The following is a 12,372-nucleotide window of genomic DNA, read 5'->3' on the forward strand; positions in this document are numbered from 1 at the left end:
TACAAGATTTATGCCTGGTCTGTAGTTTCGTAGGCGCTGATAAGCGCAGTGCCATCAGGCACAACGGTTGCCGGATGCGGCGCAAGCACCTTATCCGGCGTACAAGATTTATGCCTGGTCTGTAGTTTTGTAGGCCTGATAAGCGTAGCGCCATCAGGCACAACGGTTGCCGGATGCGGCGCAAGCACCTTATCCGGCCTACAAGATTTATGCCTGGTCTGTAGTTTCGTAGACGCTGATAAGCGCAGTGCCATCAGGCACAACCGTAGCCGGATGCGGTGTAAGCGCTTTATCCGGCGTACAAGCTTTATGCCTGGTCTGTAGTTTCGTAGGCGCTGATAAGCGCAGTGCCATCAGGCACAACGGTTGCCGGCTGCGGCGCAAGCGCCTTATCCGGCGTACAAGATTTATGCCTGGTCTGTAGTTTCGTAGGCCTGATAAGCGCAGCGCATCAGGCACAACCGTTGCCGGATGCGGCGCAAGCGCCTTATCCGGCGTACAAGTTTTATGCCTGGTCTGTAGTTTTGTAGGCCTGATAAGCGTAGCGCTATCAGGCACAACGGTTGCCGGATGCGGCGCAAGCGCCTTATCCGGCCTACAGGCTTTATGCATATTCTGTAGGCCAGACAAGTGTTGCGTAATTACAACAGCGGTTTGAGGAAGCGGGCCGTGTGTGAGGCTTCACACTCAGCGACCGTTTCTGGTGTGCCGGAGACAAGGATTTCGCCGCCGCCGCTGCCGCCTTCCGGACCGAGATCGACAATCCAGTCTGCGGTCTTAATCACATCCAGATTGTGCTCAATCACCACGATGGTGTTGCCCTGATCCCGAAGCTGATGCAGCACGTCCAACAGTTGCTGAATATCCGCAAAATGCAGACCGGTGGTCGGCTCATCGAGAATATACAGCGTTTGCCCGGTACCGCGTTTGGACAGTTCGCGCGCCAGCTTCACGCGCTGTGCTTCACCGCCCGAGAGCGTGGTAGCGGACTGACCCAGTCGAATGTACGTCAGGCCAACGTCCATCAGCGTTTGCAGCTTACGCGCCAGCGCCGGAACGGCATCGAAGAACTCACGTGCTTCTTCAATCGTCATATCCAGCACTTCGTGGATAGTCTTGCCTTTGTACTTAATTTCTAACGTTTCGCGGTTATAGCGCTTGCCTTTGCACTGATCGCACGGCACGTAGATATCCGGCAGGAAGTGCATCTCGACTTTGATCACGCCGTCGCCCTGACAGGCTTCACAGCGCCCGCCGCGGACGTTAAAACTGAAACGCCCAGGCGTGTAACCGCGTGCACGTGACTCCGGCACGCCGGCAAACAGTTCGCGCACTGGCGTAAACACACCGGTGTAGGTTGCCGGGTTAGAACGCGGCGTACGGCCAATCGGGCTTTGGTCAATGTCGATCACTTTGTCGAAATGTTCCAGGCCCTGAACGTCGCGATACGGCGCAGGTTCAGCCAGCGTCGCACCGTTCAGCGCCGTCTGCGCAATCGGGAACAGAGTGTCATTAATCAGCGTCGATTTACCCGAACCGGAAACACCGGTAATGCAGGTAAATAAACCTACCGGCAGCGTCAGGGTGACATCTTTCAGGTTATTGCCGCGTGCGCCGGTGAGCTTCAGCACTTTCTCTGGGTCAGCCGCAACGCGTTGTTTAGGCACTTCAATCTTGCGTTTACCGCTCATGTACTGGCCGGTTAGCGACTCAGGCACAGCCATGATGTCGTCGAGCGTCCCTTCGGCGACGACCTGGCCGCCGTGAACACCCGCGCCCGGGCCGATATCGATAACGTGGTCAGCGGCACGAATCGCATCTTCATCGTGCTCGACCACAATGACGGTATTACCCAGATTACGCAGGTGGATAAGCGTACCCAGCAGGCGCTCGTTATCGCGCTGATGCAAACCGATAGACGGTTCATCCAGCACGTACATTACACCGACCAGACCCGCGCCGATCTGGCTTGCCAGACGAATACGCTGAGCCTCACCGCCGGAGAGCGTTTCCGCCGACCGCGATAGCGTCAGGTAGTTGAGACCGACGTTGACCAGGAACTTCAGACGATCGCCAATCTCTTTAAGAATTTTCTCGGCAATCTTCGCCCGCTGACCCGCAAGCTTCAGATTGTTGAAGAAATCCATTGCATGACCGATGCTCATGTCAGAAATCGCAGGCAGCGGCGTATTTTCAACAAATACGTGACGGGCTTCCCGGCGTAAACGCGTCCCTTCACAGCTGGCGCAAGGACGGTTACTGATGAACTTGGCTAATTCTTCACGTACCGCACTGGATTCCGTCTCTTTATAGCGGCGCTCCATATTGTGCAATACGCCTTCGAACGGATGGCGGCGTACGGATGTATCACCGCGATCGTTCATGTATTTAAATTCGATATTCTCTTTACCGGAACCGTACAGCACCACTTTATGCACGGTAGGGTTGAGGCTGGCCCACGGGGCTTCGACATCGAACTTATAGTGTTCTGCCAGAGACTTAAGCATCTGGAAGTAATAGAAGTTACGGCGATCCCAGCCGCGGATAGCGCCACCGGCTAGCGACAGTTCCGGGTTTTGGATCACCCGATCAGGATCGAAATACTGCTGCACGCCGAGACCGTCACAGGTTGGACACGCGCCCGCTGGGTTGTTAAACGAGAACAGCCGCGGTTCCAGTTCGCGCATGCTATAGCCGCAGATAGGGCAGGCGAAGTTGGCGGAGAACAGCAGCTCTTCCGCTTTCGGGTCGTCCATATCGGCGACCACCGCCGTACCGCCGGACAGTTCCAGCGCGGTTTCAAAGGATTCCGCCAGTCGTTGGGTGAGATCGTCACGGACTTTAAAGCGGTCAATCACCACTTCAATGGTGTGTTTCTTTTGCAGCTCAAGCTTGGGCGGATCGGAAAGGTCACACACTTCACCGTCGATACGGGCGCGGATATAGCCCTGGCCTGCCAGGTTTTCCAGCGTTTTGGTGTGCTCGCCTTTACGCTCTTTAATCACCGGTGCCAGCAGCATCAGACGCTTACCTTCCGGCTGCGACAAGACGTTATCCACCATCTGGCTTACGGTCTGGGCTGCCAGGGGAACGTCGTGATCCGGACAGCGCGGCTCGCCAACGCGGGCAAACAGCAGACGCAGATAGTCGTGAATTTCGGTAATTGTACCTACCGTGGATCGCGGGTTATGGGACGTCGATTTTTGTTCAATTGAGATGGCAGGAGAGAGCCCCTCAATGTGGTCGACGTCCGGTTTTTCCATCAGCGACAGAAATTGACGCGCGTACGCGGAAAGGGATTCAACGTAACGACGCTGCCCTTCGGCATATAAGGTGTCGAAAGCGAGCGAAGATTTGCCTGAGCCCGAAAGCCCGGTGACGACAATCAGCTTGTCGCGCGGGATGACGAGGTTGATGTTTTTGAGATTATGGGTGCGGGCGCCCCGAACTTCGATCTTATCCATTCATCTTTCCCGGATTAAACGCTTTTTTGCCTGGCTGCATGGTGCTACCGGCGATCACAAACGGTTAATTATGACACAACCTGACCTGAATGGATATACAGTATTGGAATGCAAAACGCAGACGTCTGTGCAACAATGTCTGGCTGGGGTTGTTTACTGGAATCAACTTCGCAACGTAGTAAAAGCGCTATTGGAAATGCTACAATCCCGCGCTTACACTTATTCAGTAACGTTTTTCAGGAGACACGATCATGGCCAGCAGAGGCGTAAACAAGGTGATTCTCGTCGGTAATCTGGGCCAGGACCCGGAAGTACGCTATATGCCGAATGGTGGCGCAGTTGCCAACATTACGCTGGCTACTTCCGAATCCTGGCGTGATAAAGCGACCGGTGAAATGAAAGAGCAGACTGAATGGCACCGTGTTGTGCTGTTTGGCAAACTGGCGGAAGTGGCCAGCGAATATCTGCGTAAAGGTTCTCAGGTCTATATCGAAGGTCAGTTGCGTACCCGCAAATGGACCGATCAGTCCGGCGTAGAAAAGTACACCACAGAAGTTGTGGTTAACGTTGGCGGCACCATGCAAATGCTGGGTGGTCGTCAGGGTGGTGGTGCTCCGGCAGGTGGCGGTCAGCAGCAGGGCGGTTGGGGTCAACCTCAGCAGCCGCAGGGTGGCAACCAGTTCAGCGGCGGCGCGCAGTCTCGTCCGCAACAGTCAGCTCCGGCTGCGCCGTCTAACGAGCCGCCGATGGATTTCGACGACGATATTCCGTTCTAATCGTGACCAAACGATTCTTATCGTAATGAATCAAAAGCCCCATTTTATATGGGGCTTTTTGTTTTTGACGATTTTCTCATATGTATTAATCGAATGTTTTGCAAGAAAAAATCGAAATATAAATACTGTGGATAATTAACATTTTAATAGATGCATATAATAATATTGATAGTAATCAAATTCAAATAAAATATCTTAAATTTATGTGCTTAATAAGTCACAAAATATTGACAGCGTAATATTTTGCATTAAATAATGCTCTGAGATTGTCAATTCATCATTGATACAAGTGTATTGTTCTCCGATCTCTTTCTATTGGTGAGGGTTTGATAATCGTTTTGATATTTCTATATTCTTTTGTGTTTCGGAGTCTATATATGTATCAATGGAAAAATAATGCTAAGGTAATATTGCCTTTAGCATTGTCAGTGAGCATAAGTAATGCGCTATATTCTGGCGGAGCAATTGCTAAAAACTATGAGTTAAACTACATCGGTGATAATCCTGAAAGTTCGGGTATTAGCATCAAAGATACGATAGCAGGTGACAACAACTACGATTTTACGGTGAAAGTTGATAATCCTGTGCGAGGTGAAGGTAACGGTCTTGAGGTCAAGATTGGCAACATCACGAGTGATCAGGGCGGTGAATATCATATTGGTAATTACAACGTCAATATTGGTGGGACCACGCAGCAGGATCACCGTTCTGGATTAGCCTTCTTTGGGTTGTCCGCTGAGGGCAATGATACCAAAGTGACCGTCGACAATTTTAGTCTTAAAAATAATTTCCTGATTGGCTCTAAGTACACACATAACAATACTGCATTATATGCAGGCGATGGCGCTGATGTTTCCGTCAACGGCAATGTGTACATTCGTTCTGAGGTTGAGCACACCAAACAGGGTGAAGATGCAACGTTGGCCAATAACGGAATTTATGCGCGGGGTGCGGGCTCAACCATTACGGCAAACGGTGGCGATATATACATTAATACCTACGCCAGTAACTTTAAAGAACTCCTGGAGAACAATAGTGGCTACCCGAAAGGGTCATCAAAAAGTGATGCGGTCAGCGCTAAAGACGGTGGCGTCGTTAATATTAATCAGGCCGGAGGCAACAAGGTTAATCTATTAGGTAACCTCGACTTTGGCGATAAGCTTTATTCTAATACAAGCCAAATGAATATTACGCTTAATGGTGCAGATTCATACTGGCATGGACATGAAGCTAATTACTTTGATGAAAAAATCGGGAAATGGAGCGGCGATCTCAATCTTACGTTGGTGAATAATGCCCACTGGATCCCCGATGGTAAAGATGCGGAAATCAGTGCCATCACCCTAAAAGACGGCGGCACGGTAAACCTACATGGTTTTAATCTACATACCAACCAGAGTATCAACGAAACCGTTAAAATTCATGATTTGAAAGGGAATAACGGTATTTTCCTAATTGATGTCAATACTAATAAAACAGATGAGCAACGACGCAACGGTAGTGACTTCATTGAGGTTGTTAAAAGTAGTACCGGCGGTACACATGCGATTGAAGCGTTGAATATTAACAAGCTCACTGATTTGAAGGAAGACATCTGGGTTGCCGATGCGGCAAGTAATGTGGCGTTCGAAGCGTACGATAAAGTCGATATTACGAACGAGTATGTGTATGACTATAAACCGCTGCTGCGTTCTGATATTCGTGAAGGCGATCCGCAAAGCCAGTACGGAACCAACTGGTATATCACGGGTGTTTCGACGAAAGCCAGCGCAGGTAGTAACACCGTGATAGCCAATGCCGGGCTGAACTACGCCATGGCAACTGCCCGTCTTGAAATCGACAGCCTGAATAAGCGTTTAGGCGAACTCCGCAAGGACCAGCAGCAAAATGGTCTGTGGATCCGCTATAAAGGTGGTGAAATAGAGAGTGATACAGGGAGCTACTTCAAAAACTTGTATAGCTTCTGGCAACTCGGCTATGACAACAAAGAAGAAGGCGAGGAGTCTGTCTGGACGCGAGGGATCGCCGCGCATTACATGAGAGGCAATGCAGACTTCACTTATGGTACTGGCGATAACAAGAGCTATGGTGGTTCACTTTATGTTGCCTGGAATCGTCCAGAGAAACTAGATTACCTGGATTTGGTGCTGAAATATAGCCGCCATGAAAGTGACTTCAATTACAGGAACACATACGGCAACTCTGGCTTTGCAGATAGCAGTACATGGTCAATCAGTGCCAGTGCAGAATACGGTCGCGAGTTTAGCTTAGGAAACTCTACTTTTATCGAACCGCAAGGTCAGCTGGTGTATACCTATCTGGATGAGGCCAGTTATACCACCAGTAGTGGGTTGAAAGTCCGTCAAAACGATATAGACAGCGTTATTGGTCGTGTCGGATTGCGCGGAGGTTATCGGTTTGAATCGCGCCCGGATAGCGATATTTACGTGAAGCTGGATTTGCTGCATGAGTTTGCTGGCGATCGTGATGTTATCGTTTGGGGTAAAGATGCCTCACTGAAAGTGAGTGAAGGAGGAAGTGACTCTTGGATCAACTATGGTATAGGTACCAATATCCATCTTACTCAGAACAATAACTCCCGGTTGTATGTTGATCTGGAAAGGTCGGCGGGAGGTGACATTGATATGAACTGGCAGGTTAACGCGGGTTTCCGTATGGAGTGGTAGTTCATAGCCTTGAATCGGGTCACTTAACCTAAAAATGAGCGTCCGACTGAAGCCTGGGTTCAGTCGGACGCTTTCTTACGATCAGTTCAACACCATCGGCCAATCTGGCGGTGTGTGGCTCATCACGTCAACCATCACGGTTTCAATGTTCTTCCAGATAGCGGACATATCCACCAGGGTTATGCCGAGCAATCCAGTCGCAAACCAGCAGGCAAAAACCAGCCCCAAACCGCTGCTAATGACGGCCAGGCCAATATAATCTGATTTACGAAAACGGATATTGAGCGTACTGGCTAAAAACATCAGCACCGCGCTGAGTAGTTGCCACCGCAGAAGAACCACGCCAGTTGTTATTGTCGCCATGAAAAACGTCCTCAGAAAGTCTGGATGCCCAGGACAGCGCGGGGGTGTTCACCGAGGGTGTGATACTCTGGCTATCGACGGGCAATAACATGAATGAAACATTGTTTCTGTTACATGATTTTTGTGAACTATATCACAACTGGTCGTTTGTTCACCACTATTGGACGTTATTTTTGTAGGGCTAAAACCACTCTAAATGTGTGGCTTTATTTAATGAAGGGTTGATAAAAAATAACCATGCTTTAAACATGCATTTAATCTACTTGTTATATTTATCCTAAATTAAACGTTAAAAAACTTTAATGAATTTCTTAAACGCAGCCAGGATAATGCTCATAAAAAATTACTCCTTGGGGATAATAACGTTATGAAATAAGCATGACTTTAAGTTTGCCTTACGGAAAAATAATATCATCATCAACTATTATCAGACTTTTACATAGAGAAGTCTGTTGCTAATACTGATAGATTCATGCAACTTAATCAGTCGGTGTTTATAGCATCCTGCCTTGATGGGTTCTGGCATATACGAAACAGGGAAATAGGGCTGACATGAATCACAGAGCGCGACGCAAGCTGCTGAAGTTCCTGGGAACATTCATGGTGGTATTGTTCCCCGTGGTGCTGGCGATATGGTTTGCACACATCCGGGCGATGACCGAAACCCATAGCCAACTCCGCTCTTTTGCTCAACTGGTGTTAAATAAAACAGAATTGGTGATCCTACAAGCTGATTTGGCGCGTGATATGGCCCAGTTGTATCAGGGTAAGATGTGTACCCCGGCACATCAGAAAAGTATGCTAAATATTATTCGCGGTCGTTTATATATCAGTGAGCTAATTTATGCGCAGGGCGATCACTTTTTGTGCTCTACGTCGATGGCGCCGCCTGTTACTTATATTATGCCGACAGCCGATTATAAACGTACGCCGGATATCTCCATCTATTACTACCGCGATACCCCTTTTTTCGCTGGCTACAGAATGACGTACATGCAACGCGGGAACTACGTCGCAGTCATCAATCCATTGTCCTACAGCGAAGTCATGTCAGATGATCCGGATCTCTCATGGGGCGTGTATGACACAGTAACAGATACGTTTTTCTCTGCCAGCGAAGCGGCAAATATTGCGCAATTCGCGCCGCTCATACGCGGTGAAGCCTCGACCTTTCAACAAGACGATCGCTTCTACACCATCGTGCATTCAGAAAAACGTCCAATTGCGATTATTGTGTCGACCTCAGACAACCGCGTAAGTCAGATTTTCTATCACGAGGCGGCATTAACCATTCCCTTCGGGATTATCTGCAGCATCCTGATACTGCTAATGTGGTGGCGCACGCGCCAGGAATACTTATCTCCCCGGCGCTTATTAAAACGCGCGATCAAAAAACGTCAGCTTTGCCTGCATTACCAGCCGATTATTGATATTAAGAATGGGCAATGTGTTGGTGCTGAAGCTCTGCTGCGCTGGCCGGGCTGTAAAGGCGAGGTGATGAGCCCGACGGAGTTTATTCCACTGGCTGAAAAAGAGGGAATGATTGAGCGGATCACGGATTATGTCGTTGAAGAGGTGTTCAACGATTTGGGGTATTTTCTTTCGGCGCATCCTCAGCTTTCTATCTCGATTAACCTTTCCGCTTCTGACTTTCATTCATCCCGATTGATTGCTCTGATTAACGACAAAAATCGTGAGTACTCCGTGGCGGCCCAGCAAATTAAAGTCGAAGTGACCGAGCGTGGGTTCATAGATGTACATAAAATGACCCCCGTAATCCAGGCGTTCCGCAAGGCGGGTTATGAAGTGGCATTTGATGATTTTGGCACGGGGTATTCCAATCTGCATAATTTGTCCGCGTTGAATATCGATATCCTGAAGATCGACAAATCGTTTATTAGCACGCTGTCCAGTAACAGCACCAGTCACCTGATTGCCGAACATATCATCGAAATGGCGCAAAGCTTACACCTGAAGACAATTGCAGAAGGGGTGGAAACGAAGGAGCAAATCGAATGGCTGCTTGAACGCGGCGTACAGTATTGTCAGGGCTGGTATTTTGCGAAGGCGCTGCCGCCGCAGGAGTTCATGCACTGGATACAACGGTCGCCCGCCATACTGATGCAGAGCGGGCAATAATCTTACAGACGATGGCGGTAGTCGCTGGGAGTACGATCAAATTCGCGGCGAAACACACGCGAGAAGGTTTGTTGCGACACATAACCAAGATCCATCGCGATATCAAAAATAGGTCGCTCAGTCGTCCGCAGTTCAACGGCGGCCAGCAAAAGTCGACGCTGGCGGATGTAGTCACCCAATGTCTGGCGCGTCACCGTGCGGAACATTCTTTGTAAATACCACTTCGAGTAACCTGATTTTTTCGCCACCGCCTCAATGTTCAGCGGTTGATCGATATGTTCATCAATCCATTCAATAAGGGTCTGAATAATCTGCTGATGGGACATAGGGCTGCCTCTTTCTCAGTATTCGATTCGTCGTTTTGTCTGTGGGCGAGTATAATTCCTCAAGTTAACTTGAGGTAAAGCGATTTATGGAAAAGAAATTACCCCGGATAAAAGCGCTGCTCACACCAGGTGAAGTCGCCAAACGTAGCGGCGTGGCGGTATCGACCCTGCATTTCTATGAAAGCAAAGGGTTAATCAGTAGCATGCGCAATAGCGGCAATCAGCGGCGATACAAACGTGATGTGTTGCGTTACGTCGCGATAATCAAGATTGCTCAACGCATCGGGATCCCGCTGGCCACGATCGGTGACGCGTTAGGTGTATTACCTGAGGGGCATTCGCTTAGTGCCAAAGAGTGGAAGCAGCTCTCTTCGCAATGGCGTGAAGAACTGGACCGACGCATTCATACTTTGGTGGCGCTACGCGATGAGCTGGATGGGTGTATTGGTTGCGGATGCTTGTCACGCAGCGATTGCCCGTTGCGTAACCCAGGCGATCAGCTTGGCGAGCAGGGGACCGGAGCGCGGCTGCTGGAAGATGATTAATTGGTTTAAAATATGTGATGGGTATGAAGGGCATAAAACTAAAGCGCCACAGAGGGCGCTTTAGTTTGGTTCCGGTCTTTGTCTTTCACTCTATCCCGCTGGTTCACGGGAGGATTTCCCCCGACATCAACACCCCTCAGTCGAGCACATTAGGGGAGGTTCCGGCCTGTGTTGATAATGTAAGTGTAAGCCACCTCCCTCCATTTGCCAGTGAAATGATGATTTTTTAGCCAAAAAATTTCCCGCATCTTCACCGATTTTCTTGCGCGAGTTGCGCGAAATAAACACGCCGATGTTGTAATAACTCCGCGAAATTTGTTGCCAAATTGCGCATTGACGATAACGTTTGCGCATCGACTGGTTATTTAATGTGCGTTATAAGAAGAAATGAGTAAAAAGCGGCAAAGTTCAGTTGAAAACCAGCGTATGATCGCTGGATAATCGTTTGCTTTTTTTACCACCCGTTTTTTATGCGCGGAGCTAAACGTTTGCTTTTTTGCGACACCCCTATTGACGCAAACCTGGCACATGGAGAAAACGTTTAGCAGGCAGTGGATTGTCCAGCACGCATAATGACGAAAAAATAAACTCTCAGGGGATGTTTTCTATGTCTACGCCTTCAGCGCGTACCGGCGGTTCACTCGACGCCTGGTTTAAAATTTCGCTCCGCGGCAGTACCGTTCGTCAGGAAGTCGTTGCCGGATTAACGACCTTCCTGGCCATGGTCTACTCCGTTATCGTGGTTCCGGGGATGCTGGGTAAAGCCGGGTTCCCGCCTGCTGCTGTATTTGTGGCGACCTGTCTGGTCGCAGGCGTCGGTTCAATCGTGATGGGCCTGTGGGCAAACCTGCCGCTGGCAATTGGTTGCGCCATTTCTCTGACCGCATTTACCGCATTCAGTCTGGTGCTGGGCCAACATATTAGCGTGCCGGTTGCGCTGGGTGCGGTGTTCCTGATGGGTGTCCTGTTTACCATCATTTCCGCGACCGGTATCCGTAGCTGGATCCTGCGCAATCTGCCGCAGGGCGTTGCGCATGGTACGGGGATTGGTATCGGCCTGTTCCTGCTGCTGATTGCGGCAAACGGTGTTGGCCTGGTGATTAAGAACCCGCTGGACGGCCTGCCGGTTGCGCTGGGTGACTTCGATACTTTCCCGGTGATTATGTCGCTGATTGGTCTGGCGGTGATTATTGGCCTCGAAAAACTGAAAGTACCGGGTGGCATTCTGCTGACCATTATCGGTATTTCCGTGGTTGGTCTGATTTTCGACCCGGCCGTGCATTTCTCCGGCATTTTTGCTATGCCGTCTCTGAGTGATGAAAACGGCAACTCGTTGATCGGCAGCCTGGATATCATGGGGGCACTGAACCCGATTGTCCTGCCGAGCGTGCTGGCGCTGGTCATGACCGCTGTCTTCGATGCAACCGGAACCATCCGCGCGGTAGCCGGACAGGCGAATCTGCTGGATAAAGACGGACAGATTATTGACGGTGGCAAAGCGCTGACCACTGACTCCCTGAGCAGCGTGTTCTCTGGTCTGGTGGGTGCAGCTCCGGCGGCGGTTTACATTGAATCCGCAGCGGGTACGGCGGCTGGCGGTAAAACTGGCCTGACGGCGATCACCGTTGGCGTGTTGTTCCTGCTGATTCTGTTCCTCTCTCCGCTCTCTTATCTTGTACCTGTGTACGCAACGGCGCCTGCGCTGATGTATGTGGGTCTGTTGATGCTGAGCAACGTCGCGAAAATCGACTTTGCTGACTTTGTCGATGCGATGGCGGGACTGGTTACGGCCGTATTTATCGTGCTGACCTGTAACATCGTTACCGGCATCATGATTGGCTTTGCTACCCTGGTAATTGGCCGCATCGTTTCTGGTGAATGGCGTAAGCTGAACATCGGCACTGTGGTGATCGCCATCGCGCTGGTGGCCTTCTACGCCGGCGGTTGGGCAATCTGATTCTGCTTTTCTGACGATCCTAAAAACGGGTGGCTTTGGCCGCCCGTTTTCATTTTCAGAACACACTCGTTGTCTTTTGCGTTACTCTCAATTAGATAGAATTGAGGCACGACGC

Annotated in this window: 8 protein-coding genes; 5 read left to right on the top strand and 3 right to left on the bottom strand. The window is 50.0% G+C overall.

Annotated elements, in window-relative coordinates:
- Positions 1–641: 641 nt before the first annotated feature.
- On the bottom strand, positions 642–3,464 hold the full coding sequence (uvrA, locus tag OGY18_RS25245) for an excinuclease ABC subunit UvrA (protein WP_061547501.1): 2,823 nt from the start codon (positions 3,462–3,464) through the stop codon (positions 642–644).
- Between the two features lie 251 nt (positions 3,465–3,715).
- Between uvrA and ssb1 the strand changes: the two genes are divergently transcribed.
- Positions 3,716–4,240, top strand: a complete 525-nt coding sequence (ssb1, locus tag OGY18_RS25250; RefSeq protein ID WP_003826621.1) for a single-stranded DNA-binding protein SSB1 — start codon at positions 3,716–3,718, stop codon at positions 4,238–4,240.
- A 377-nt stretch (positions 4,241–4,617) separates the two neighbouring features.
- Positions 4,618–6,927, top strand: a complete 2,310-nt coding sequence (locus tag OGY18_RS25255; RefSeq protein WP_003826624.1) for an autotransporter outer membrane beta-barrel domain-containing protein — start codon at positions 4,618–4,620, stop codon at positions 6,925–6,927.
- An 81-nt stretch (positions 6,928–7,008) separates the two neighbouring features.
- On the opposite strand, the gene OGY18_RS25260 is transcribed toward OGY18_RS25255, so the two are convergent.
- Entirely contained in the window at positions 7,009–7,290 is a 282-nt protein-coding gene (locus OGY18_RS25260; protein ID WP_003826625.1) for a YjcB family protein, read from the bottom strand.
- Between the two features lie 552 nt (positions 7,291–7,842).
- Here OGY18_RS25260 and pdeC point away from each other — a divergent pair.
- The gene (gene pdeC, locus OGY18_RS25265; protein WP_286554737.1) at positions 7,843–9,429 is read left to right on the top strand and encodes a cyclic di-3',5'-guanosine monophosphate phosphodiesterase PdeC; all 1,587 of its coding nucleotides are present in this window, start codon (positions 7,843–7,845) and stop codon (positions 9,427–9,429) included.
- A gap of 2 nt (positions 9,430–9,431) precedes the next feature.
- On the opposite strand, the gene soxS is transcribed toward pdeC, so the two are convergent.
- Positions 9,432–9,755, bottom strand: coding sequence for a superoxide response transcriptional regulator SoxS (soxS, locus tag OGY18_RS25270; RefSeq protein ID WP_003031731.1), 324 nt, complete (start codon positions 9,753–9,755; stop codon positions 9,432–9,434).
- 86 nt (positions 9,756–9,841) lie between these two features.
- On the opposite strand from soxS, the gene soxR reads away from it, so the two are divergent.
- Positions 9,842–10,300, top strand: coding sequence for a redox-sensitive transcriptional activator SoxR (soxR, locus tag OGY18_RS25275; RefSeq protein WP_003826630.1), 459 nt, complete (start codon positions 9,842–9,844; stop codon positions 10,298–10,300).
- A gap of 607 nt (positions 10,301–10,907) precedes the next feature.
- The gene (gene ghxP / locus OGY18_RS25280; protein ID WP_003826632.1) at positions 10,908–12,257 is read left to right on the top strand and encodes a guanine/hypoxanthine transporter GhxP; all 1,350 of its coding nucleotides are present in this window, start codon (positions 10,908–10,910) and stop codon (positions 12,255–12,257) included.
- Positions 12,258–12,372: the final 115 nt, after the last annotated feature.

This window comes from Citrobacter sp. Cpo142 (assembly GCF_030332425.1).
In the GTDB taxonomy this organism is placed as follows: domain Bacteria; phylum Pseudomonadota; class Gammaproteobacteria; order Enterobacterales; family Enterobacteriaceae; genus Citrobacter; species Citrobacter portucalensis.